23 protein-coding genes, 1 tRNA gene and 2 pseudogenes are annotated in these 22736 nt (G+C 67.1%); 14 read left to right on the top strand and 12 right to left on the bottom strand.

Annotated elements, in window-relative coordinates:
- Positions 1 to 26: 26 nt before the first annotated feature.
- The 3 genes from speD to IEZ09_RS14770 form a co-directional block, all read right to left on the bottom strand.
- Entirely contained in the window at positions 27 to 422 is a 396-nt protein-coding gene (gene speD, locus IEZ09_RS14780; protein ID WP_030466682.1) for an adenosylmethionine decarboxylase, read from the bottom strand.
- Positions 423 to 455: 33 nt separating this feature from the next.
- The gene (locus IEZ09_RS14775; RefSeq protein ID WP_189254243.1) at positions 456 to 1622 is read right to left on the bottom strand and encodes a type III PLP-dependent enzyme; all 1167 of its coding nucleotides are present in this window, start codon (positions 1620 to 1622) and stop codon (positions 456 to 458) included.
- 108 nt (positions 1623 to 1730) lie between these two features.
- A complete protein-coding gene (locus IEZ09_RS14770; protein ID WP_308202396.1) occupies positions 1731 to 2900 on the bottom strand; it encodes a metallophosphoesterase in 1170 nt (389 codons plus the stop codon).
- A gap of 188 nt (positions 2901 to 3088) precedes the next feature.
- Here IEZ09_RS14770 and IEZ09_RS14765 point away from each other — a divergent pair, with 188 nt between their 5' ends.
- The 3 genes from IEZ09_RS14765 (at position 3089) to pabB (ending at position 6524) form a co-directional block, all read left to right on the top strand.
- The gene (locus IEZ09_RS14765) at positions 3089 to 3586 is read left to right on the top strand and encodes a SigE family RNA polymerase sigma factor (RefSeq protein ID WP_189254242.1); all 498 of its coding nucleotides are present in this window, start codon (positions 3089 to 3091) and stop codon (positions 3584 to 3586) included.
- Positions 3583 to 4434, top strand: a complete 852-nt coding sequence (locus tag IEZ09_RS14760; protein ID WP_189254241.1) for a hypothetical protein — start codon at positions 3583 to 3585, stop codon at positions 4432 to 4434. The genes IEZ09_RS14765 and IEZ09_RS14760 overlap by 4 nt, the downstream gene beginning before the upstream one ends.
- Positions 4435 to 4526: 92 nt before the next feature.
- Positions 4527 to 6524: an aminodeoxychorismate synthase component I gene (gene pabB, locus IEZ09_RS14755; protein WP_189254240.1), complete on the top strand. Its 1998-nt coding sequence runs from the start codon at positions 4527 to 4529 to the stop codon at positions 6522 to 6524.
- Between the two features lie 120 nt (positions 6525 to 6644).
- On the opposite strand, the gene IEZ09_RS14750 is transcribed toward pabB, so the two are convergent.
- The gene (locus tag IEZ09_RS14750; RefSeq protein ID WP_030466676.1) at positions 6645 to 6986 is read right to left on the bottom strand and encodes a histone-like nucleoid-structuring protein Lsr2; all 342 of its coding nucleotides are present in this window, start codon (positions 6984 to 6986) and stop codon (positions 6645 to 6647) included.
- A gap of 323 nt (positions 6987 to 7309) precedes the next feature.
- Between IEZ09_RS14750 and IEZ09_RS14745 the strand changes: the two genes are divergently transcribed.
- The 3 genes from IEZ09_RS14745 (at position 7310) to IEZ09_RS14735 (ending at position 8727) form a co-directional block, all read left to right on the top strand.
- A complete protein-coding gene (locus IEZ09_RS14745; protein WP_189254239.1) occupies positions 7310 to 7591 on the top strand; it encodes a metal-sensitive transcriptional regulator in 282 nt (93 codons plus the stop codon).
- Between the two features lie 51 nt (positions 7592 to 7642).
- Positions 7643 to 7716 (top strand) — tRNA-Leu (locus tag IEZ09_RS14740).
- Positions 7717 to 8139: 423 nt separating this feature from the next.
- Positions 8140 to 8727, top strand: a complete 588-nt coding sequence (locus IEZ09_RS14735) for a hypothetical protein (protein WP_189254238.1) — start codon at positions 8140 to 8142, stop codon at positions 8725 to 8727.
- Between the two features lie 650 nt (positions 8728 to 9377).
- Here the strand turns inward: IEZ09_RS14735 and IEZ09_RS46430 are convergent.
- Positions 9378 to 9961, bottom strand: a pseudogene (locus IEZ09_RS46430) (DUF5753 domain-containing protein).
- Between the two features lie 559 nt (positions 9962 to 10520).
- On the opposite strand from IEZ09_RS46430, the gene IEZ09_RS14720 reads away from it, so the two are divergent.
- Entirely contained in the window at positions 10521 to 11072 is a 552-nt protein-coding gene (locus IEZ09_RS14720; protein ID WP_268247626.1) for a transposase, read from the top strand.
- Between the two features lie 556 nt (positions 11073 to 11628).
- Here IEZ09_RS14720 and IEZ09_RS14715 read toward each other — a convergent pair.
- From IEZ09_RS14715 to IEZ09_RS14685, 6 genes and pseudogenes are all read right to left on the bottom strand, one after another.
- Positions 11629 to 12837: pseudogene (locus IEZ09_RS14715) on the bottom strand (IS110 family RNA-guided transposase).
- Between the two features lie 199 nt (positions 12838 to 13036).
- Positions 13037 to 14032, bottom strand: a complete 996-nt coding sequence (locus IEZ09_RS14710; protein ID WP_189254234.1) for a zinc-dependent alcohol dehydrogenase — start codon at positions 14030 to 14032, stop codon at positions 13037 to 13039.
- The gene (locus IEZ09_RS14705) at positions 14029 to 14904 is read right to left on the bottom strand and encodes an alpha/beta fold hydrolase (protein ID WP_189254354.1); all 876 of its coding nucleotides are present in this window, start codon (positions 14902 to 14904) and stop codon (positions 14029 to 14031) included. The genes IEZ09_RS14710 and IEZ09_RS14705 overlap by 4 nt, the downstream gene beginning before the upstream one ends.
- Before the next feature lie 12 nt (positions 14905 to 14916).
- Positions 14917 to 17370, bottom strand: coding sequence for an acyl-CoA dehydrogenase family protein (locus IEZ09_RS14700; protein WP_229812564.1), 2454 nt, complete (start codon positions 17368 to 17370; stop codon positions 14917 to 14919).
- 142 nt (positions 17371 to 17512) lie between these two features.
- On the bottom strand, positions 17513 to 17929 hold the full coding sequence (locus tag IEZ09_RS47870; RefSeq protein WP_368856149.1) for an ImmA/IrrE family metallo-endopeptidase: 417 nt from the start codon (positions 17927 to 17929) through the stop codon (positions 17513 to 17515).
- Complete coding sequence (locus tag IEZ09_RS14685) at positions 17920 to 18561, bottom strand: helix-turn-helix domain-containing protein (RefSeq protein WP_189254232.1); 642 nt, start codon at positions 18559 to 18561, stop codon at positions 17920 to 17922. Before IEZ09_RS14685 ends, IEZ09_RS47870 begins: the two co-directional genes overlap by 10 nt.
- A gap of 383 nt (positions 18562 to 18944) precedes the next feature.
- On the opposite strand from IEZ09_RS14685, the gene IEZ09_RS14680 reads away from it, so the two are divergent.
- The 7 genes from IEZ09_RS14680 (at position 18945) to IEZ09_RS14660 (ending at position 22296) form a co-directional block, all read left to right on the top strand.
- On the top strand, positions 18945 to 19802 hold the full coding sequence (locus IEZ09_RS14680) for a cellulose-binding domain-containing protein (protein ID WP_229812563.1): 858 nt from the start codon (positions 18945 to 18947) through the stop codon (positions 19800 to 19802).
- Between the two features lie 77 nt (positions 19803 to 19879).
- Entirely contained in the window at positions 19880 to 20647 is a 768-nt protein-coding gene (locus IEZ09_RS14675; RefSeq protein ID WP_229812562.1) for a hypothetical protein, read from the top strand.
- The gene (locus IEZ09_RS47445; RefSeq protein WP_268247625.1) at positions 20644 to 20778 is read left to right on the top strand and encodes a hypothetical protein; all 135 of its coding nucleotides are present in this window, start codon (positions 20644 to 20646) and stop codon (positions 20776 to 20778) included. The genes IEZ09_RS14675 and IEZ09_RS47445 overlap by 4 nt, the downstream gene beginning before the upstream one ends.
- On the top strand, positions 20775 to 20912 hold the full coding sequence (locus tag IEZ09_RS14670; RefSeq protein ID WP_189254231.1) for a hypothetical protein: 138 nt from the start codon (positions 20775 to 20777) through the stop codon (positions 20910 to 20912). The genes IEZ09_RS47445 and IEZ09_RS14670 overlap by 4 nt, the downstream gene beginning before the upstream one ends.
- Positions 20909 to 21040, top strand: a complete 132-nt coding sequence (locus tag IEZ09_RS47440) for a hypothetical protein (protein WP_268247624.1) — start codon at positions 20909 to 20911, stop codon at positions 21038 to 21040. The genes IEZ09_RS14670 and IEZ09_RS47440 overlap by 4 nt, the downstream gene beginning before the upstream one ends.
- 57 nt (positions 21041 to 21097) lie before the next feature.
- Entirely contained in the window at positions 21098 to 21712 is a 615-nt protein-coding gene (locus tag IEZ09_RS14665) for a ClpP family protease (protein ID WP_189254230.1), read from the top strand.
- Entirely contained in the window at positions 21709 to 22296 is a 588-nt protein-coding gene (locus IEZ09_RS14660) for a ClpP family protease (protein ID WP_189254229.1), read from the top strand. Before IEZ09_RS14665 ends, IEZ09_RS14660 begins: the two co-directional genes overlap by 4 nt.
- Here the strand turns inward: IEZ09_RS14660 and IEZ09_RS14655 are convergent.
- Entirely contained in the window at positions 22293 to 22613 is a 321-nt protein-coding gene (locus IEZ09_RS14655) for a helix-turn-helix domain-containing protein (protein ID WP_189254228.1), read from the bottom strand. The two genes, IEZ09_RS14660 and IEZ09_RS14655, sit on opposite strands and share 4 nt — an antisense overlap.
- Positions 22614 to 22736 lie beyond the last annotated feature (123 nt).

Genomic DNA, 22736 nt, shown 5'->3' with positions numbered 1-22736 from the left:
CTCGGCGAGCGGCTCGTTGATGGTGTTCACGCGGCGTGCTCCTTGATGCCACGAGTGACGAGATCCGTGCTCACGTGAGCGGCGCCCAGGGCGTCAGCGAGTAGCTGGACGGCCAGTGCGGGTTTCGCACGAGTACCGCAGGTGAACACGTCGACGAACACCGACCCCACTTCGGGATAGGTGTGGATCGACGCATGGGATTCCGACAGCAAAGCCAGCACGGTGACTCCTTGGGGATCGAACTTCTTGGAGATCACCTCCAGCACCGTTGCGTCGGCCTGCGTGAGAACCTCACCAAGGGCGTGTCGGAGGAACTGCTCGTCGTCGAGCAGATCGGCGCTCACACCCGAGAGCTCTGCAAGTACGTGCTGTCCCGCGAACAAACCGACGGTTTCCTCGGTCTGACAGGGCGCTTCGGACATCAATCACTCCAAACTATGTGAATAACTACGGACTCAGATGCAGTACGTGGCCAGCGGCGGGAAACCGTTGAAGCACACGGACGAATAGGAGGACGTGTAGGCGCCCGCGTGGAGGATGTCCACGTGATCACCGGCCACGAGGTCGAGCGGCAGGTCGTAGCGCGTGTGCTGGTAGATCACGTCGTCGGCGTCGCATGTCGGGCCGGCCAGCACGACCGGGCCGGTCGGCGAGCCGTCGCGCGAGGTGCGCAGGCGGTACGCGATCGCCTCGCCCTCGGTCTCGGCGAGGCCCTGGTAGCGGCCGATGTCGAGGTACACCCAGCGGCGTTCGTCCGAATAGGACTTCCGCGACACCAGCACGACGGAGGAGCGGATCATCCCGGCCTCCGCGGAGATCGCGCGGCCGGGTTCGATCATCACGCGTGGACGCACAGCACCGAAGTGTCGTGCGATCGACGCTTCGATGGCAGAGGCGAAAGCCTCGAGTGAGGGTGTGGAGTCCTGGTACACGGCGGGAAGGCCGCCGCCCAGGTTGACCGTTGACGTCTCGATGCCCTCCGCGCGCAGCTTCGCGGCGATCAGCGCCGCGTCGGCGATGCCGGAGTCCCAGCCGGAAACGGACATCTGCTGCGAGCCCGCGTGGAAAGCGACACCCAAAGGAACGAGTCCCAGCTGGTGCGCCAGCCGCAAGAGATCCGTCGCCATCTCCGGATCGCAACCGAACTTGTTGCCGAACGGGTAGGTGGAACCCTTGCTCTGCACGAGAATCCGCACCAGCACGGACGCCCCCGGCGCGTGCTCGGCCACGAACCGCACGTCCTGCTCGCTGTCCGACACGAACAGTCGCACCCCGCGCGAGTAGGCGTACGCGATGTCCGCGGCCTTCTTGATGGGGTTGCTGTAGGAGATCGACGCGGGTGAGGCACCGCGCTCGAGGCACAGGTCGATCTCCGCGGGCGACGCCACGTCGAACCGCGAACCCTCGGCCACGAGCGTGCCGACCACGTCCGCCTCGGGGTTCGACTTGACGGCGTAGTAGATGTCGACGGACGGCAGTGCCGCGTGAATCGCCTGGTAACGCGCGCGGATCGTCTCGAGGTCGATCACCAGACACGGTGTCGACGGGTTCTCCTGGTCCAGGAAACGCCGAATACGAGCCTCTGCCTCGTAACGCCGGTCAACGGCGAAGCTCTCGGTCATTTCCCCAGGGTTCCCCCTTCATCCGCCTCGCGGTCCGTACGCGGGCACGGCCGTCCACTCTACGGCCTGGACACCCCAAGTGCGCAATCCAGTCCGGCCGAGTGTGACTTAGCCAGCAGAACGCAGTTCGATCATCGTGATGTCCGGAGGCGCGCCGACGCGCACCGGCGGACCCCAGAAACCCGCGCCACGACTGACGTAGAGCCACGTGTCGTCCACCTTCGACAGCCCCGCGACGCTGGGTTGCTGCACCGGTACCACGAAGTTGAACGGCACCATCTGACCGCCGTGTGTATGACCGGACAACTGGAGGTCGACACCACGTGAAGCCGCGTCGCTCACCTGCACGGGCTGGTGTGCCAACAGGACGAGCGGGTTGTTCCGGTCGCGGCCCGTGAGAGCGCGCTCGAAGTCCGGCGCGTCGCCGTAGGACTTGCCGATCACGTCGTTCACGCCGGCGAGCTCGATGCCACCGGCAATGGTCAAACCCTCGTTGCGCAAGGGGTTCACCCCGAGCTTCTCCACCTCCGAGATCCACTGCTCGTGGCCGGAGAAGTACTCGTGGTTGCCCGTCACGAAGAAGCTGCCGTGCCTGGACACGAGGTCCCGCAACGGTGCCGCGGCCTCGCCCAGCTCGGCGACGGTGCCGTCCACCAGGTCGCCGACGATCGCGACGAGGTCGGCGTCCTGCTCGTTGATCATCCGCACGATCCGCTCGGTGTGCGAACGGCCGAGCAGCGGCCCGAGGTGAATGTCGCTCACCACCGCGATCCGGAAGCCCGACAGGGACTTCTGGAGCTTGTCCAGCGTGACCGGCACGGTCAGCAGCTGCGGCGCGCCCAGCGCCTGCGTCATGCCGTAGCCGACGACGCTGCCCGCCGCGATGCCGGAGCCGATGGCGACCGACCGCGAGATGAACAGTCGTCGCGACGGGTCGGGCACGACCTCGACCGGCTCGGCGCCCACGGCGGCGGGTACGAGCGTTGCTCGCTTCAACAGGATCCGGCGGGGAATCTCCGCGATGCCCAGCGCGATGGCCAGGTAGAACAGCACGGCGAGCCACACGAACCCCGGCCAGGCGAAGAACTTCCCGAACTCCGGCGGCACCCGTCGCGTCACGACCAACGTGCTCATCAGCAGCACGAACGCCCCGATGATGGCCCACGTGCCGATGCGTCGCCCGAGCGTGCGCGGACGCGTGGTGTCCACGACGAGCCGGCGCCACAGGTACACATGGCCCAACGCGGTCGGGACCCCCAGGAGCAACAGGAAAATCACGACATCAGTATGCGTTTCGCCCGTCCGGGCTTGATCGTCGGCGCCGTTGTCCCACTTTCGGCACGCGAGCCGTCACAGCCGGTGGCACCCTGGCCCTGCCGCCCCGGAAAAAAGTCGCTCAGGTTCATGCAACCCGCCGGGCCGCAGGTGGCGTGAGTAACCCGGTACCGCAGATAGGGGGAAACCTGATGAGTGATCGGGACGCCGCGTTCCAGGACTACTTCGCGGCCCGTTCCGACGTCATGCGCGGCACGGCGTACCTGCTGTGCGGCGACTGGCATCGCGCGGAAGACCTCGTGCAGCAGGCGTTCACGAAGCTCTACCTGGCGTGGCGGCGGGTTGAACGGCACGAGGCGCTGGACGCCTACACCAGGCAGATCCTGGTGCGGACGTTCCTGTCCGAGCGGCGGCGCGGGTGGTTCCGGTTCGAGTCGACGAGCGACGAGCTCACCGACTCGGCTGCTCCACCGGGCGCGTACCCCGAGGACCGGATGATGTTGCTGGAGGCTCTGGCGAAGGTGCCTCCGAAACAGCGTGCGTGCCTCGTCCTGCGGTACTGGGAGGACATGTCGATCGAGCAGACGGCGGCTGTCCTCAGGTGTTCGGAAGGAACGGTAAAGAGTCAGGCCGCGCGGGGGCTGCAGACGCTGCGCGGCCTGCTCTCACAGCAGGAGAGGGTTCGATGAACGAACAGGACCTCAAAAGGGCTTTCGAGGACGTTGTGGTGGCGAGCAGCCCGCCGCCGGCGATGGATCCGGGCAGGGCGCTCGACCTGGCGCGCAAGGCCAGGTCGAAGCGGCGGTCGTCGATCGTCGGCGCCGTGGTAGCGGTGCTCGTGGTCGGCGTCGGCCTCGGGTCGGCGTTCGCGCTCAACCCGAAGGGCACGCAGGAGTACCTGACGGGTGCCGGGCCGAGCAGCAGCTCCAACGCGGGCATGCCGGACACGCAGTGGGGCGACAAGTGGCCGGTCGGGCAGAGCGACCGCACGGCCACCAGCGGCCCGCAGGCCGACCGCGGCACGCAGCTGTTGAACCTGGCCAAGGCGTCCGTGCCCGCCGGGTACGACACGCCGGATCTGAACTACAAGGATCCCACCATGTACGGCGGCATGCTCCGCGCCCAGGCGCAGATCTCCACGAACAAGGGTCAGGTACCGGAGGTCTGGCAGTACACGGCGTACGTGCCGGTGCGCAAGGGCGACAAGGTCGGCAGGCTGATGGCACAGGTGTCGATGCCGAATCCGAAGGATCCGGCCGACCCGTGTGCGCTGGCCAAGCGCTTCCAGGGCATGAACGACGCCGAGTGCAAGATCATCGAGGTCGCCGGGAAGCAGGTCGGGGTCGCCTCTCCCGCGAGCCCCGAACGAGGCTCCGGCACCTGGGCGTCCTACCGCGCGGCCAACGGCTGGACGGTCACGATCATGCAGGAGGCGGAGTACCCCTACGGCGGATATCCGGCGCTGGACGCGCAGCCGTTCCTGTCGCCTGAACTGGCGGCACTCGCGGCGGATCCGAAGTTCCTCCTCGGGAGCTGAGTCATCGCGTTGCCCGGAGGGCGGTCACGTCTGTGGCCGCCCTCTCTCGTTGCTCCTTTTGGGTGTTTTGGCAGGTAGAGTGCCGTATTGCAATGCGGACTCTCCTCATCGACAACTACGACTCGTTCACGTTCAACCTCTTCCAGCACCTGGCTGAGGTGAACGGTGTCGAGCCCGTGGTCGTCCACAACGACGACCCGCGCTTCCGGCTGGCCTCACTGCGTTCGTTCGACAACGTGGTGATCTCGCCAGGACCGGGCCGGCCGGGGGAACCGGCCGACTTCGGCATCTGCCGCGCGGTGATCGACCACGCCGAGATCCCGTTGCTCGGGGTGTGTCTGGGCCATCAGGGCCTTTGTTTGTCGTACGGCGCTGTTGTCGGTCCTGCGCCCGTGCCGCGCCACGGGATCGTCTCGCCGGTCACACACACGGGTGTCGACGTCTTCGCCGGGCTGCCGTCGCCTTTGGACGTCGTGCGGTACCACTCGCTGGCCGTCACGGATCTGCCGTCCTCTCTGGAAGCCATCGCGTGGAGCGACGACTCCGTGCTGATGGGAGTTCGCGCTCTCGACCGGCCGGCGTGGGGTGTGCAGTTCCACCCCGAGTCGATCTGCACCGACTTCGGGCGGGAGCTGCTCGCGAACTTCGGCGCGCTGACCCCGACCCGGACCGCCGCCGTGCCCGAACCGGTGCTGGTTCGTCCAGAGCCTCAGAAGCGCCCTGTGCACGTCCGGCAGCTCGACGTGGCCGTGGACCCCGAAGAGGCGTTCGCGGCGCTCCACGGGGCTTCTGGGACCGCGTTCTGGCTGGACAGCGGGTCCGGCGGGCGGTTCTCGTTCATGGGGGACGCGTCGGGGCCTCTCGCGCGCGTCGCGCAGTACTCGGTGCCGGACCAGGTGCTCACGCTCGACGGCACGCGTCTGCATTGCCCGTCCTTCTTCTCGTGGATGGACGACGACATCGCGGCGTGGGGAGTCGAACAGCCCGATGTGCCGTTCGACTTCGCACTCGGGTGGGTCGGATATCTGGGCTACGAGCTGAAAGCGGAGTGCGGCGGCGACTTCGCCCACCGTGCGGAACAGCCTGACGCGTCGTTCGTGTTCGCGGACCGTGCGGTGGTCATCGATCACGTTGATGAGTGTGTCTATTTGCTGTCGTTGACCGATGACACGTGGTTTGACGATGTTTCGGCAGTTCTGGCCGATCTGAGGCCGTTGGGGGAGCCTTCCCGGCCGGTGGTGTCCGAGGTGACGCTGCGGCATCCGCGTGCGCACTACCTGAAGCTGATCAGCGCGTGCCAGGAGGCGATCACGGCGGGGGAGACCTACGAGGCGTGCTTGACGAACATGATGTCGTGCACGACGTCCGGTCGTGCCCCGCTCGACCCTTGGGACACTTATCGGCTGCTTCGCGCCGCTAATCCCGTTCCGTTCGGTGCGTTGCTGCGTTTCGGTGAACTGTCCGTGCTCAGCACGTCACCCGAACGATTTATCCGGGTAGACCGACATGGTGTCGTCGAGTCATCGCCGATCAAGGGGACACGCCCCCGAGGTGTTGATGCGCCGGACGACGAGATGTTGCGCACAACGTTGGCCCGTTCGGTCAAGGACCGCGCGGAGAACCTGATGATCGTGGACCTCGTCCGCAACGATCTCGGCACGTGCGCGGAAGTCGGTTCGGTCGAGGTGACGCGGTTGTTCGACGTCGAGACCTACGCGACCGTGCACCAATTGGTGAGCACCGTGCGGGCGCGCCTTCGGCCGGACAGTTCTGCCGTCCGATGTGTTCGAGCCGCGTTTCCCGGTGGTTCCATGACCGGCGCCCCGAAGATCCGGACCATGCAGATCCTTGATGGGTTGGAAGCCGGTCCACGCGGGGTGTACTCGGGAGCGCTCGGTTACTTCTCGCTCAACGGAGCCGCCGACTTCAGCATCGTCATCCGAACGCTCGTCGCGAACGGCGACCGGGTGAGTTTCGGCGTGGGCGGAGCGGTCATCTCGCTGTCCGACCCCGACGAGGAATTCGAGGAGACAGCGGTCAAGGCGACTGCGGTGTTACGCCTGTTCGGAGCGCACTTTCCCGGTCGTTGATCCCACGTTCCGGGGTATAGCGCGAGTGTGAACGAACAAGACCGTGTTTGATCCTCTGGCGGGTTAACACGTCGGCCGGAGACCCGGCCGACGTGTGGAAACCTCGCGTGTTCGCGCAGGTCAGGAGGCGTGCGCTTCCTGGAACTGCACAACCAGGTTCTGCGGAATGCGACCGCGGTCCGAGATCTGGTGCCCCTGCGCACGAGCCCAGTCACGAATGCGCTGCGCCTCGGCCTTGTCGCTGGCCTTCACGGTGGACTTGCCGGTGCCCTTGCGCTGCTTGCGGCCACCCGCACGACGAGCCTTGGCGACGAAGTCCGCCAGCGACTCGCGAAGCCGCTCCGCATTTCCCTTCGACAGGTCGATGGCGTACTCGACACCGTCAAGTGCGAAGGTCACGGTCTCGTCGGCTTCTCCGCCGTCGAGGTCGTCGATGAGTTGGACGACGGTCTGCTGTGCCACTGTTCCTCCGTTGGGTACTCACATAGCACGCGGATCCTCGACGTAACCACGTGCTCCGGCAACACCATAGTCCACATGAGGAAAAACGGCGAACCTTTCGCCGCTAAAATGTGACCCAACCGCCCGGTCGGGGCATTTACCCCGGTAAACCACACGGGTGTTATGGGTCCAAAATGTGCAGCTAGTCGTCTCACTTCGGCCCGTTGCTGGGCTTGCCGGACGCTTCACCATTCCCGCTGACGGAGCAGCGTTGCACATAACGCACCCCCATCCGGTGCAGGTATCCTCGACATACCCGCCAGGGGTAGGGAAGGTCAGGAGCGATGCACGGGTACACCGCGGACAAGGACGCATACCTCAAGCGACTGCGCCGCATCGAGGGACAGATCCGCGGCCTGCAGCGCATGGTCGAGAACGACGAATACTGCATCGACGTCCTCACTCAGATCGCGGCGGCCACGAAGGCCCTCCAGGCGGTGTCGCTCGGGTTGCTCGACGAACACCTGAAGCATTGTGTGGCGCAGGCGGCGGCCGAAGGCGGCCCGGTGGCGGACGAGAAGCTGGCGGAGGCGTCGGCGGCGATCGGACGCCTGGTCAAGTCGTAGCGGCCCCGCGCGTAACTGGCTCGCGTGATCCGCTAGAGTTCACTCAGCTACGCCCCCGTAGCCCAATCGGCAGAGGCAGCGGACTCAAAATCCGTCCAGTGTGCGTTCGAGTCGCACCGGGGGCACGTACAGGATGCACACGGGCCGTGGTCTGCGAGTTCGCGGCCTGCTTCGTTGGTGCGGTTTGCAGCGTGCCAACGATTGCCGCGACTGTCTCACCGCGTTCCAGGACGGCATCGCCGCCGCGATCGGCAGCAGCGAGGCGGACTGGAGCGGCAAAGCCGCCGACCAAGCCCGCACCGCGGTCGCCGGGCTGGGCAACAAGGCCTCCGAGGCCGGAACGGCGGCGCAGTTCGCGGGCAAGCTGATCGCGCAGCAGTCGCGCGCGTTGAGCACCGCGAAGTCCACCGTGCCGCCGCCACCCGCTGTTCCGTACGACCCTGCGGCGGCGAATGCCGGGCGGATGGCGATCACCGACCCGATCCTCTACGGGCAGCAGGCTGCTGCCGATACCGCTGCAGAAGCAGCAGCACGAGGACGCTGCGCGAGTGGTGGAGACCTACGACCGCACGGTGGCACAGACCGCGGCTGCCCAGCTCGCGTTCGCGCCCGCTCCTCCGGCGCCGCCGTCCCAGCCTCAACCCGAGCCGCGGCCGCTGCCTCCGATCGGCACCGGTGACGCGAACGGACGCGGGTTCACGCCACCGCCGCAGGTCGGTGACACGACCAACACGGCGTGGACGGCGCCACCGGTGACCAACACCGTCGGCAACACCACCAGCACCAGCGGTCTGGGCGGTGGCCAGAACAACCTCGGCCTGGGCGGCAACCCGCCTGGTGACGGCAACAACAACCGCGGCGGCGGGCTCAACCCCGGTGGATCCGCGGGCGTGCTGCCCGGTGACGGCGCGGCAGGTCGTGGCGGCAGCACGGGCACCGGTGGCGCGGCGACTGGCCGCGGTGGTCCGGGTGCCGGTGCGATGGGTGTCATGGGGCCGACGGTGCGAAGGGCAAAGGGCGAGGAAGATCTCGAGCGGACCACGCCGTCGTACCTGTTGGAACCGGACCCTGACGAGACCTTCGGCAGCGACGCGCTGGTGACACCGCCGGTGATCGGTGAATGGACCGAGCCGTAAGCCGCCCCCTGTTCGGATGGAGGCGTGGTGGGCGGCTGGGTCGAGTTGTGTGCTCCTAACCAACTCGAGACCGTGGTCGAGTCGGTCGGCGCGCTCTCTGTCGTCGCCGGGCACCGGTTCGGCGGGCCAGGAGACGAGGACCTGCGTCCACACTGCTGGGTCAGCGGATGGCTGCGGCGTGTGATGTGGTCGCTTGCCCGGTCAGTCAGTTCGGCATAGCTCGCAGCACGGCATCGGCCACGGTGTTGAAACTCGGTACCTGCGCTGGGACCGGTGGGGTGATCCAACGCAGGCGGTGCCGTCCGAAGGTGCTGGGTGGTAGGTTGATCGACCGGCCGGACCGGATGTGGTCGACACCCCCGCACGGCAAGCTCCCGGAAGCGTCGGCCCGATGTGCGGCGCCGTGACGAAGGTCCAGCAGATGGCGTGATCGTCTGGCGCCCCGAACACAGGGACCGACTGGTCCAGCAGGTTCCAAGTACGGGAGCCAAGTTCCCTTGGTATGTCAAGGGCTTCGACTGCGCGCCCGGCGATCAGCCGTACACCGCAGCCGTACACACCAACGGTCCAGCCGTGTTCGTCCTGATAGGACTGCGCGGCGGCTTGGACCTCCGTCTGCGGCCCTTCGAGGTCGTCGATCCCCAGCCGCGTCACGCGGATTCACCTTGCTCGCGAACCGCATCGGCCTGAGGCATCGTTCCCTCGTTCAAGCGGTCGGTTGCCGACAACGCTTCGCCGGGGCGGGCTATCGCCGCTTTCGACTGCTCAGCGTCCAGGCTGCACCGGTCGAGGGAGCGGACAATCGCGTCGTAGCCCTCGACTGCGGCGGTGTCTTCGATGAACAGCGTGGAGTTCTCGTTCCTCAGGCACACCAGCGGCTCGTACCTGGCGAACGTCAACTGCGTGAACGACCCGCGTGAGCACCGATCGCCGCAGGCACGATCCGGATCGTGATACCCGACCGCACCGCCATCCTCAGAAGGTGGTGCACCTGCTCGACGTGCACGTCATGGCCACCGACCGGCAGGCGCAGCGCCAACTCGTGGATGAAGTAGGTGCACTGCACACCCGGCCGACGCAGGGCTTGCTGCGTTTCCAACTGCGCCTTGGCGCGCTCGTCCAGCTCAGCAGCAGGCTCATTACAGGACGCGATGATCGCCGAACGCGCGTAGGCGGGCGTCTGCAAGAAGTCCGGCACCACGCACGCCTGCCAGCAGACCAGCGTTTTCGCCATCGCCAGGGGTTCGACAAGGGTACGAAGACGGACGGGCGCGCACCTTCCGTGCTGCTGCCACCAACCCCTGACGTTCGTCTCCGGAAACAGCCTCAGCAAGTGATCACGCTCAGCGGCCACCGTCCGGCAGATCCCCAGCACAAAGTCAGATCGACCACGTTCGAACCGCCCTTGCCGTTCACCAGATCAGAGAGCTTGGCCTCATCCCGGTCCGCGAGCTCGGCCGCCGCACGCGAAGAGGCAGCAACCGTTCTGCCCGCCGCGCTCGCACCGGTGCGGGTGCTGGGGATCGACGAGACCCGCCAGGGCAGGCCGAAGTACCAGCTCAACCCGGAGACCGGAAAGAGCGAGGAGGCGGTGGGGCGCTGGCACACCGGCTTTGTCGACGTCACCGGGACGCAGGGGCTGCTGGGACAGGTCGAGGGTCGCACCGCTGAGGACACCGTCACCTGGCTGGAGCGACAGCCCGAGTCCTGGCGTCAGGGATCAGGTTCGTGGCCATCGACATGTCGGCCTCCTACCGCGCCGAGATCCGCCAGGCGCTGCCGGCGGCGCGACCGTGGTCGATCACTTCCACGTGGTCCAGCTGGCCAATAAGGCGCTGTGCGAGGTACGGCGGCGGCTGACCTTCCAGCACCGCGGCGGCCGCGGCCGCAAGACCGACCCGGAATGGAGCGCCCGCAACCGGCTGACCCGCAACTGGGAAGACCTCACCGATGAGCAGGTCACCACGATGCGGACCAAGCTCGAGGCGGCCGGGCCGCTCGGCACCGGCATCCTCAACGCCTGGATCGCCAAGGAAGAACTCCGCACGGTCCTGGCCTGCAACCGCGAGAAGGTCGACCCCGCCAAGATCCGCACGCGTCTCTACAACTTCTACCTCTGGTGCGCCGACAGCGACATCACCGAGATCACCCGCCTGGCCACCACCATCGAGACCTGGTGGCACGGCATCGAAGCCTTCCTGCGCACCGGCATCACCAACGCCAAGAGCGAAGGCATCAACCGAGCCGTCAAACTCGCCGCCCGCAACGCCTACGGCTTCCGCAACCCCGAGAACCAACGCCTGCGCACACGCAGCGTCACCAACAACGTTACGGTGCCCGGTTAAGTTCGAAGACCCACCATTCGGCGATACGGAAACGCCGTGAAACCCGAAGCGGAATTCGCGACGGTTCCTTTCCAGTGCACATGTCATGCGGCAAGCACGCCAGTATCGGCGCTCAGCCGTAATAGGCCATGAGATCGATCCTTTCCGGCCTCGTCACGCATTTGTGAGGACGGCCGGGTTCCGCTTTTTGGTGACGGCATCATTGGTGCAATTGATGGCTCCGGCCTGCGACTTCGGGTACGATCGGAGGTAGGCCCAGGTCCCCTGCGTGGTGACCTGATCCGGGGCGGTCATGGTCGAAGCTGTGGTGGCCGGACGTGCCCGTCGCGGCAGCCGCACCTGGCAGGGAGACGGTGATGCCGAGCGTCGCCATGGCGGAGCCGGCGCCGAACGCGATCTTGCGAAGCATTGGGATTCCTTCTTCAGCCACCTCGGAACAGGCTGGCAAAGGTACATTCGGATACCGAAATTGCGTTCTGACCGGGTGTCAGGCGATTGTCGACGCGCCCTTTCGGCGGGCGCTCTCCGTCACCTGTCGGGAGTTTCAATGATCAGGTCAAGCGATCTGGGCTGTGAGTGGTGAGCGATGAAACTCCCGGCCGTCGCACAGCAGTGCCCAGATGACGTCGACCAGTCGGCGTGCCAGTGCGATGAGCGCTTGGGTGTGATGCTTGCCCTCGTCTCGTTTGCGCAGATAGAAGCGTCGGGGTGGGTCGTCCTGGACCTTGATCGAGGGCAGGGCGGCCAGGTAGGAGACGCGGCGCAGGCCGCGGTGGTAGCGCTTGGGCCGGTGCAGGTTGCCCCGCACTCGCCCAGAGTCGCGTGGCACCGGGGCGAGCCCGGCGTAGGCGGCCATGCGGCCGGTGTTGCCGAACATCGCCCGCAGGCCACCGCCGGTGTCGGCCAGCAGTTGCGCATCCAGGATCGGGCCGAAACCGTCGACACTGGTGATCGGACCGGCATGCGGATGCTCACCGAAACGCTCGGTGATGTGCTTGTCGAGATCCTTGATCTCGCGATCGAGCTCGAGCAGCCGCCGCGCCAGCCGCATGATCAACGGCGCGGTGATGGTTTCTGTCTGCAGGGCAACGGTTTGCTCGCCGGCTGCGGCGAGAGCTTTGTCCACCATGGACGGAAAGCCGTTGGCCACGCGCCACCGGCACGCAAGTGCTCGGTCAGGTCGGCCGCGCCCGCGTCCCGGATACCGGCCGGGGTGCAGTAGCCGGTGAGCAGGACCAGCGCCGAGCGGGTGGATAGTCGAAAGCGCGTTCCAGGGCGGGGAAGATCGAGGCGAGCAGCTCGCGCAGCCGGTTGACCCCACGCACCCAGTCGGCCATCAGGTCCTCCCGGCGCGCGGTCAGGATCCGCAAGTCGGCCGCGATCTCGTCCGGGCTGCTCACCGGGGTGAGGTCGCCTCGCATGCGGGCGGTCTCGGCGATCGTGCGGGCGTCCTTGGCGTCGGTCTTGCCCTCGCCGGGAAACGCGCCGGCCATGCGGTTGACCAACCGGCCCGGCACATACAGCACCGGCTGACCCGTCTGCAGCAGCAGCGCCAGCAACAACCCCGCCTTGCCCGAGGTCATGTCCACCGCCCACACCACCCCGCGGGCCTTGCGACCGCGCGCGTGATCAGCGCCTCGATCGCGGCCTGGCCGTTGACCACCTTCTGGCTGAACACGACCTTGCCGGAGTCGTCGACCGCACACGCGTGGTGGCCGGCCTTGCCGACATCGACGCCCACCCAGATCCTCTCGCGCACCGCCACGCGGTCCGCCCTCCCCTTTCAGTCGTACAGCCCCGTGGACGGTCCCGCCAGCGACCACACGCACGTTTTTCAATCAGCTGCCAGGGCGTCCAGAACGGCGAGGCGGCCACTCCCGGAGAGCCACCCAGCGGCAAGGACACATCAGCCACACCCCGCCGTTCTGGGCATCCAGAACACCTCGTCCTGGACATCAACAAGCTTATGGAGCGATCATGACCACCTGGTGATCTCCGGGCCGTCCGGTGAGGGCGTCCATCATCGCTGAGACTCGGCCGGCGTCCAGGGGGACGACGTCGGTGATGATCCGCCCGACCGGGACACGGCCGCCTCCGAGGAGATCCAAGGCTGCCTCGAAGGCGCCTCTGTTTTGGGCGAAGCTGCCCACGATCCGGATCTCCTTGGTGACGAGAATGACGGAGTCCAGCTCCGCGGGCCGCTCGTTCACCCCGAGTGCGACGACCGTTCCCCGTGTCCGCACGCGTCGGGCCGCGTCCGTGAGCGCCGTCACCGAGCCCACGCACTCGAACACCACGTCTGCTTCCGGGCCCCGCTCGTCGACGTCCACGGTGGCGATTCCGGTCGCGGTCAGGCGTGCACGCCGTACGGGGTGCGGTTCCACTACCCGCACGTCCTCGACTCCCCGTAGCCGCAGCACGTGTGCGAGCAGGAAGCCGATGGTGCCGCCTCCGAGGACCGTGACGGTGTCCGCTGCCGAAGTTCCGGAGCGGTCGACCGCGTGGACCGCGCAGGACAGCGGTTCCGTCAGTGCTGCGTGCTCCAGCGAAACGCCGTCCGGCACCGCATACACCGTGTGCTCGGGGACGACGACGGCTTCGGCGTAGCCACCGGGACGTGTGCCTAGGCCGAGTGAACTCAGCCGCCAGGGCTGTGCGGCACAGAGGTGGTTGTCGCCTACCTGGCAGTCCTCGCAGTCCCCGCAGCCCGCTTTCGGCCACACCACCACGGCCTGCCCCACCGTCAGCCGCTCCCCGGCCGGTGCGGTGACATGCCCGGAGATTTCGTGTCCGAGAACCGCGTCGGCCGGGACGAGGTGCGGCATCGCCCGCAGGTGCAGGTCGGAACCGCAGATGGCGCAGTACGCCACGTCCACGCGAACCCAGCCGGGCTCCGGCTCGCGTTCGTCGACCTCCGCTAGGCGCAGCCCGCGCTCCTCGGTGATGACCAGTGCCCTCATTTCCCCTCCACTGCCCTCTCCGCGGCCAGGAAAGCCTGGATCCGGGCGATCAGGACGTCCGGCCGCTCCTCTGCCGGGAAATGCCCGCAGGAGTCGATCTGCGCCCCCTCGAGCCGGTCGGCGTATGCCCGCCACAGGTCGAGTACGGGCAGTGTCCCCACCAGCCCTTCGGCGCCCCAGGCCACGTGAACGGGCATTGTCAGGCGGCGACCCGCAGCAGCGTCGGCCTCGTCGGCTTCCAGATCCTCATGGCGAGCGGCGCGGTAGTCGTCGAAACTCGCACGAAGCGCCCCCGGCCGTGCGTACGCTTCCGCGTAGTGCCGCAGGTCCGCATCAGTGAACGCCTCCCGGCGGAATACTCCGGCGGCCAGCATGAATCGGACGTACTCCCCGGCTTTTCCTTCGGTGAGGAACTCGGGGAGGTCGGGGACGAGGTGGAAGAGCCAGTGCCAGTACGCCGCACCGACCCGTGCGTCCATGTGCCGCCACATTTCCCGCGTCGGTACGACGCTGAGCAGCATCAGATGGCTGATCTCGTGTGGCCGGTCCAGTCCCCACCGATGGGCCACGCGTGCGCCCCGGTCGTGCCCGACCACAACAGCCTGCGCGTACCCCAGCTCGTGCATGAGCCCGCTCATGTCGGCGGCCATGGTCCGCTTGTCGTAGCCGCCACCCGGCCGGCTGGACGCCCCGTATCCGCGCAGGTCCGGCGCGACCACCGTGTAGTCCCGCGCGAGGACGGGCAGAATGCGGCGCCAGGCGTGGCCGGTCTGCGGCCATCCGTGGAGCAACAGGATCAGCGGACCCTCTCCAGCGCGCCGTACGTGAAATCGCAGACCGTCTACCGTCCGCGTCTCTTCCCGCGTACGCATCGCCACGGTGGTCTACCGTCCCTGCACTGGGATGGGAATTCCCACGGCCCGCGCAGGGGACGTGAATTCCATCAGGTAACTGTCGTCGACCATGGGGGCGGTGACGAGCTCGGGCAGGGGCGAGAGCACCTCGGCCAGGAGACCGATCTTTTCCCTGTCTGCCGACACCGGCCGGTGCGGTTCCCCCAGCCGGTGTACGGCGAAATCGGCTACCAAGTCGTCCATGATCTGCTGTGGTACCCGCGGGTCGGCGGCGTGCTCACTCAAGATGAGGCCGAGCATGCGGGCGTGAACGAGCGTGACGGCCTCGGCATGGGTGAACGAACCGCCCGGACGGCTGCGCCACGCTTCGGTCAGCTCCTTCTCGACCCGCTCGGGCAATGTCCCAGGCGGGCGTAAGGCGAACCGGTCCGCACGCAGGGCGGCGCGCGCCACTTGGTAGGCCATCACGGAGTTGTCGCCCGCGAAGGTCACGTTGACCTCGAAGTCGGTTCGCATGGTGACAATCTGGTTGTGGCAGTGGAACCCCTGCGACCCGCACATCTCACGGCATGCTGCCAGGACGTCCAGTACCAGCCAAGAGCCGCATTTTCCGGTCGCGGTGAGCAGATGCAGGCCCTTACGGCTGGGGTCGGAGTGCCAGTCGCGTTCGACGCCCCTGACGACGGCGCCTTCCAACAGGCGCAGCGCGAGGCAACGCAGTTGAACCGGATACAGGCGGTCCAGGAACAGAGGCTCGTCCAGCAGGACCCTGCGGGCAGGCACGCGGCGGATTTCCCGGTGACCGGCGAACCGCCAGGTGAGGTGAGCCGCGAGTTCGGCAGCTCTTGCGCCGGCGCTGAGCGGGAAGATACGTTCCTGGACGAAGGTCTCGATGGATTTCACGAAGCGGGCGTCGGTATCGGGAAGTGTGCTGGAAAAACCTCCGCCCGCGTCAATGCGCGAGTACCGCCCCATCAGTGCCTCGCGGGGGAGCCGGACCCCGGTGAAGCGGACACCGCCGACCTGGTTGGCCTGGATCCCTCCCTTCGGGTCGCACGAGAGGATCGTGATACCCGGCAGGGGAGGACCGTTCTCCTGGCCTCGCAGCGGGACACGGAACCAGTGGTGGCCTACGTCTTCGCCGTCGATGACAAGGCGGGCCAGGACCATGCCGACGGTCGCGGCGTGTTTGATATTCCCGATCCAGAACTTGCAGGCGGCGTCCGTGGGGGTGTCGAGCGTGAAACTCTGCTCCGCGCGATTCCAGGAGACCACCGTGCGGATCTCCCGCAGGTTGGTACCGCCGCCGATCTCCGTGCAGCAGAACGCGTAGACCTGGTGCATCCGCGTGATTTCGTCGTGGTAACGGGCGACCTGCTCAGGAGCGCCGTGGTTGAAGAGCACGCTCCCCGCGATGAGGTGATCGGTGATGGTCGAGGTGAGCGCGAAATCGAAGGCGCCGGTCAGGCCCATCACCTCGCACATGGACCGGAACGCGTGTTCCCGGGACTGGCCCATCCACATGTCGTTGTTGACGAGCCCCTCCCGGAAGATCGCTCTCATCCGGTCGATGGTCAGGTCCATGTACTCTCGCAGGGGCAGATCGTGACGCAGCCGCGGATCGAACAGCTCCTGTCGAAACAGGTCGCCCATCGCCCGCCGGCAAGCGGCGACGTCCTGCTCCGCATCCAAGGCGGTCAACCGTTCCGCCTCTGTGTCATCGGCATGGGCAAAAGGCTTTTGCCCATTAAAGACTGCGGTTTCGGCCATGATCTGGATCCTCCCGGTTCGTGGGCAAGTTTCCACAGCGGGCAGTCTGATGCGAACGGTCCGCCAGGCGCAGCTTCCCCGGCCCTGCGCACTCGCCCGGCCAGACCACGACCATGAGTACACGGGCGGTGACGCAGGGTCGATCGAGACGTCAAAAGAGGCAACGAGCGGTAGCCGAAAGTACCTCGGCGGCAGCTGGTCGTGAGTGGTCACGATGGTGACGCGGTCGCCTTGCCAGTAGACGGTGGCGGTGCGGCCGGCCCAGGTGCGGCGGAGGACGACGGAGCAGCCGGAGAAGGCGATCACGTCGGTGGTGTAGACGGGGCGGGTGGTGACGCCGCTGCGCCGGCGGGGGCCGGTGGCGGGGGCGGCTTTCGGGCGGACGTCGTAGCGTTGCTGGGATGTCTGGCCGTCGAGGCTTTGGTGGCGGCGGTTGTTGTAGAACTGTCGGTATTCGTCGAGAAGGTCTTGCAGGGCGGTGAGGTTCTCGGCTGGAGGGCGGGTGGCGAGCCATTTCTGCAGGGTCTGGTGGCTGCGTTTGTTCTTGCCGCAGGTATGTGGGTGGTGCGGGGTGGAGGCGATGCTGGTGACCCCTCGCTCGGCGATGCGGCGTTCCAGGTCGACCATCCAGCCGCGGTGGTGGCCGGTGAAGGTGAGCCCGTTATCGGACAGGAGTTTGATGGGCAGGCTGTAGCTGGCGAAGGCCTGTTCCACCTGCCCAAGCAGTTGTCGGACTCTGGAGGCAGGCCATGCGAGCCCTTTCGCGTCATCCTTCAGCGTCAGGCCATGCTGCTCCGCCAGATCGAACGCACTCGTAAGGAGGGTCGGCGTCTCGCCTGGGTACCTGGTAATGGAGTCAGGGCGCAGTAGTCCAGCAGTCCGTAGTTGCTGTATGCGTTGATACGCCCGTCGCGCGGAGACCTCGGAGATTACGCCAAGTTCCTTGGACCGTCGCACTGGTGACGCAGGGGACACCCCAGACGCGACTGAGGTCCTCCAGGGCGGAGATGCGAAACCGCGATGGCAGTTCTCGCTCGATTTCGGCGGCTCGTGTCAGCAGCTCCGCTGCGAACCGGCTCGCTTCGCGTTCTTGTTCCGGATCTCCAGGAACTACATCCGTGTGGAGTAGCAGGTGACCAAGTTCGTGCGCCGCCGTAAAGCGATGACGGTAGATGTCGTTTGCCCGGTCCGGTGTGAGGATCACGATGGGCCGCGGCAGGCGCGACGTGCAGAACGCGTCGACCCGTGCGACGTCTTCGCCCGCTACCGACAGGACGAAACGATGACGCCCTTTAGTTCCATCGTGCGGACCAGGTGACGTAGGGGACCTTTGTCGATGTCCGACGTGGGAACGACAGGAAGGTCAACAGGCGGAGGTTCGACCCGTCGTTCAAGTGCATAGACCAGTTCCCAGAGTTGCTTGACGACAGCCGTCGCCTTCGCGCGCTGCGACACGCGTGTCGTTCGCAGGCTGCGGAAGTGCGCCATCGACGCGTCGAGCCGTGCGTGCGGCCTGCCCGTCGCGAGGAACGCGACGGGGTAGTCGAGCTCGACGGCCAACCGCTCCAGGTGATCGGGCCGGGGCTTGGTGATCCCGGCTTCGTACTGTCCGACGGCCGCGGCCGACACGCCGAGGCGTTCCGCCAGGTCCAGTGGAGAGCGTGGCCGGAGGTGGTGAGCGGCAGGAGTTCCGGCGTCGAACGCAGGGCGGCCGTCGGTTGTGGTGACGGCGCGTAGCTTGGAAGGGTCGGCGGGAGTGATTGCCAACGGCTCGCGGAATACCCAGTGCAGGTGCTCGTCCCCGCGCAGAGAGGCATAACCAAGGTAACTGCTCAGCAATGCGTCCGGGTTGCGCGCGTAGGCCAAGACAGCAACCAGGTGGTGTTCTGAGGCAAGCGTGACCATCTCTCTGCCGTAGGCGTCGAGTTCCTGCCGTTGCTCGGGCTGTCGTGGACCGGGCTTTGCGCATCCACATTGGATGATTGGGCGTCTGCTGCTCGTCCGGTGGACTGCTGGGCGAACTCTTCACCTTCTCGATGTCTTCTCTTCGTGTGGTGCGTCGGGTGAGCTTGGCTGTCTACAAAGGACTTCGAGTCGCGTCTGGACTGTCCACACTCCCTTTTGCGTAGTTGATCAAGGCCGAACGGCGGATTCGGGGGTGGCTGGGAGGCGATACGGTCGTCAAAGTTTCAACGACCGCGTCGGGAGCCCTGGTGGTGCGGAAGTTCTTGTCATTTCTCATGGTTCTCCTCGTGTGTGCGTGCACGGCGGAGGGTCCGGCGCCGCCGGTGGCCAGTCGTGTGCCGTCGCGGCAGCCCACTTTGATCACTGAGGCGCAGGAGAACGTGCCGATGTTCGTGCGTGAGGTGGTGGATGCGCGCACGGTCGAGTTCGACGGCGGTCAGCGTGTTCGCATCTCGTTCTTGGCGCAGCCCGCGGTGTGCTGGGCTGCCGCCGCGATTGCTTTTGCCACGAGAACATTGGTGGACAGGCCGGTTCGCGTCACCTCGATCATTCCCGGCGAAGTGAACCTGTGGCTCGAGGACGGAACCAGTTACGCGGTTCTCGCTGTGCGTGAGGGTGTGTTGCGGGCGCAGGACGCGGCGGGAGCGCTGGCCGACGCCGAAGCTGCTGCGGCGCGGGAGAAGCGCGGGCTGTGGGGGCCGCCCTGCAACGGTGTGGAGGTGACGTCGACGGCCGGCACGTCGCCGAAGCGGGTGCAGCCGACGAAGACTGTGGCGACGACGAGTGCGGCTCCCGTTGTGACGACTGCACCTGCCCCTGTCCCTGCTCCTGCTCCTGCACCCGTTCCCGCTCCTGCGCCGCCGCCGTGCACGGTCGCCTATCGGATCGCCGGGCAGTGGCCCGGTGGGTTCCAGGGTGGAGTCACGATCAGGAACACCGGTTCGTCGGCGATCAACGGCTGGACGTTGCGGTGGTCGTTCAGCGACGGTCAGACCGTGACGCAGATGTGGAACGCGACCTCGTCGCAGCGCGGTGCGGCGGTCAGTGCGACCAACGTCCACTACACGGCGACGATCGCGCCCGGCGGGGAAGTGTCGATCGGGTTCCTCGGTTCCCTGCGCGGTGGGAACGCTGTGCCGGCGTCGTTCACGCTCAACGGAACGGCCTGCGCGACAGGCTGAGGTGTTGGTCCCTGCGGTCGAACGTGGCAAGATAAATTAGTAATTAACCACGCACTCGATCAGATCAGGGGCGATCCGTGCAGGTCACGCTGTACGCCGAGGTCGACAACGCCCTCGGTGGGCGCTGGACGTCGCTCCGCACGGACCGCCGCGAGTGGCTGTGGCGTCGCGCCGACGGGGCTCGCGCGAGCGTGACCCTGGGCGTCCCGTTCGTCGACGCGGGCGGCCTGGAGGAGTGCGTGCCGACCGTTCGCGGCACTCCTGATCACGGCGACGCGTGGAGCAGGCCGTGGGACGAGACCGGTGTCGTCTGTCCCGAGTTCGTGCTCCGCCGCCGCGTCGAGTCCGAGGACGGCGCGGTCGTCGCGGACTACGAACTGACCGCCGAGCCCGGCTACCGGTTCGTCTGGGCGGCGCACGCACTGCTCGACGTCAGCCCCGCCGCGCATCTCGTCGCACCCGAAGGCACTCCGGTGCTCGTCACCGATCCCGAACCGGTGCTGCGCGAGTGGCCGGCGGGACTGTCCGCGCTCGGGCCGGACGACGGCACGGCGACGGGTGCCGTCCTGGAACGCGGCCAGATCCGCGTGGTGGACGGAGATCACCGGCTCGACGTGCGAGTCGAGTGTGCTGACCAGCCCGTCTCCATCGCGTTGTGGCGCAACCTGCGCGGCTGGCCGGAGGGCGAGCCGTACCGCAGCGTCGGCGTGGAGCCGATGCTCGGCCGCACCTTCGACCGCGACGACCTCACTCGTCCCGCGGCGATCGTGCCCGCCGACGGAACCGTGCGGTGGCGATTGACCTTCACCGCGTACGAGGGAGGGACAGGGAGCACCGTCCGATGACGTTGACGCAGTGGAACTTCGAGCAGCTCGAACTCGGCGAAGGCGCGCGCTGGATCAACGGCAGGCTGGTCGTGGTCGACCTCCTCGACGGCCCGATCCTGCAGTCCCTCGCGGGCGAGGCATGCGGGTGAACGACGCGGTGGCCGACCCGAACGGCCCGGCGTTCTCCCACGACGGCAAGCACATGTACCTGGCCGACAGTGCCCGCGGCATTGTGCACCCGCCCGGCAGCCGACGAGCGTCTGCCTCGGCGGCCAGGACATGACCCGGTTGTTCATCACCACCGCCAGATACGGCCTGCGCCGCCCGACTCTGCACGACGGCGCGCTGTTCGCCGTCGACGTGGACATCCCCGGCCGCCCGGCGGACGAGTACGTGCCTGCTCAGAGCTGATCTGCCCACAGCAGAGAAAGCGGCGAACCGTCGGCACCCGACGGCATCGTCGACGGCATGACGAACAACGAGAAGCTCTTCAGCCCCGGGCTGCGGGAACGGTTCTTCGGTCAGCGGGTGCTGATTCTCGACGGCCCGCTCGACGACGACAACGGAACGGTGCTGGCGACGCAGCTGCTGTCGCTGGCGAGCGAGGACCCGCGGCAGGACATCGCGTTGTGGATCAACTCGCCGGGTGGTTCGGTGCCCTCGATGCTGGCGATCCGGGACGTGATGCGGCTCGTGCCGTGCGACGTCGCGACGCTGGCGCTCGGCCTCGCGTGCAGCGCGGGGCAGTTCCTGCTCTCCGCCGGTACCAAGGGAAAGCGGTTCGCGTTGCCGCACGCGCGGATCCTGATGCACCAGGGCAGTGCGGGCATCGCCGGCTCGGCGGTCGAGGTCGAGGTGCAGGCGGACGACCTGCGCTACACCAGGGACACCGTGCTCGGGCTGATCGCGGAGGACACCGGGCAGCCGTTCGACCGGATCTTCACGGATTCGTTGCACGACAGGTGGTTCACCACCGAACAGGCACGTGAGTACGGCTTCATCGACCACATCGTGAGCGACCTCGCGCAGGTCGTTCCCGTCCGCACGCACAAGCTGGGACTGCACTCGGGAGCCGTCGCATGAGCACCTACACCATTCCCAACGTCATCACGCGGGACGCCCGTGGCGAGCGGATCATGGACGTCTACTCGCACCTGCTGAGCTCGCGGATCGTCTACCTCGGCACCGCGATCGACTCGGGTGTCGCCAACGCGTTGATCGCGCAGCTGCTGCACCTGGAGTCCGACAACCCGGACCTGGAGATCAACCTCTACATCAACTGCGAGGGCGGCGACCCGTCGGCGATGCTCGCGCTCTACGACACCATGCGCTACATCAAGGCGCCGGTCGCGACGACGTGCGTGGGTCAGGCGGTGGCGGCCGGTGCGGTGCTGCTGGCGGCGGGTGCGCCGGGGCGCAGGGCCGTGCTGCCGCACAGCAGGGTCGTGCTGCACCAGCCCGCGGCGCAGGGGCGTGGCACGATCCCCGATCTGATCCTCGCGGCGGACGAGGTGGTCAGGGTGCGCACGCAGCTGGAGGAGATCCTGTCCCGCCACACCGGCCGGAGCGTGGCCGAACTGCGCCACGACACCGACCGGGACCGCGTGTTCGACGCGGCGGGCACCGTCGAGTACGGCCTCGCGGACCAGGTGCTCGAACAGCGTTAGGCGACGGCCATGAGCACGGGACCAGACGGACGTCCGATCGGCCGCGACGTGTGAAAGTGGCGGACCTGGCCGGCGATCCCGATCAGCAGATCGGCCAGGTCGATGCCCAGCGCACCGGTGACCGCGGCGATCATCTCGCTCGACGGCTCCTTGCGGCCGCGCTCGATCTCGGACAGGTACTGCACCGAGATGCCGGCCCGTTCGGCCACGTCGACCAGGCGGTCGCCGCGCTCCTCTCTGGCCTCGCGCAGCTTCCGGCCCAGAGCCTCGCGCCACAACGGCTCGGGAGCGCGGTTGAAGTCCAGGATCTCCGCCATGACGTCATGGTGACAGCAGCCGGGTGGCCCGCGGCAGCCGTTCTGCTGTGGGCGGAACACGAACTGTGTTCGAGATGTGCACGGTGCGTGTGGTGGCGGGCGGAAGGGTGTTCCACGACCTCC

The sequence above is a fragment of the Lentzea flava genome (assembly GCF_014648475.1).
GTDB lineage: Bacteria > Actinomycetota > Actinomycetes > Mycobacteriales > Pseudonocardiaceae > Lentzea > Lentzea flava.
This window is presented reverse-complemented; position numbering and strand designations above follow the sequence as displayed.

Bases quoted from the DNA above. Each gene is read 5' to 3' on its own strand.
- IEZ09_RS47440 (WP_268247624.1), top strand. From the start codon at position 20,909: ATGACCCGGTTGTTCATCACCACCGCCAGATACGGCCTGCGCCGCCCG.
- speD (WP_030466682.1), bottom strand. From the start codon at position 422: ATGTCCGAAGCGCCCTGTCAGACCGAGGAAACCGTCGGTTTGTTCGCG.
- IEZ09_RS14705 (WP_189254354.1), bottom strand. From the start codon at position 14,904: ATGCGTACGCGGGAAGAGACGCGGACGGTAGACGGTCTGCGATTTCAC.
- IEZ09_RS14685 (WP_189254232.1), bottom strand. From the start codon at position 18,561: ATGGTCACGCTTGCCTCAGAACACCACCTGGTTGCTGTCTTGGCCTAC.
- IEZ09_RS14775 (WP_189254243.1), bottom strand. From the start codon at position 1,622: ATGACCGAGAGCTTCGCCGTTGACCGGCGTTACGAGGCAGAGGCTCGT.
- IEZ09_RS47445 (WP_268247625.1), top strand. From the start codon at position 20,644: ATGACGTTGACGCAGTGGAACTTCGAGCAGCTCGAACTCGGCGAAGGC.
- IEZ09_RS14655 (WP_189254228.1), bottom strand. From the start codon at position 22,613: ATGGCGGAGATCCTGGACTTCAACCGCGCTCCCGAGCCGTTGTGGCGC.
- pabB (WP_189254240.1), top strand. From the start codon at position 4,527: ATGCGGACTCTCCTCATCGACAACTACGACTCGTTCACGTTCAACCTC.
- IEZ09_RS14760 (WP_189254241.1), top strand. From the start codon at position 3,583: ATGAACGAACAGGACCTCAAAAGGGCTTTCGAGGACGTTGTGGTGGCG.
- IEZ09_RS14660 (WP_189254229.1), top strand. From the start codon at position 21,709: ATGAGCACCTACACCATTCCCAACGTCATCACGCGGGACGCCCGTGGC.
- IEZ09_RS14710 (WP_189254234.1), bottom strand. From the start codon at position 14,032: ATGAGGGCACTGGTCATCACCGAGGAGCGCGGGCTGCGCCTAGCGGAG.
- IEZ09_RS14765 (WP_189254242.1), top strand. From the start codon at position 3,089: ATGAGTGATCGGGACGCCGCGTTCCAGGACTACTTCGCGGCCCGTTCC.
- IEZ09_RS14745 (WP_189254239.1), top strand. From the start codon at position 7,310: ATGCACGGGTACACCGCGGACAAGGACGCATACCTCAAGCGACTGCGC.
- IEZ09_RS14665 (WP_189254230.1), top strand. From the start codon at position 21,098: ATGACGAACAACGAGAAGCTCTTCAGCCCCGGGCTGCGGGAACGGTTC.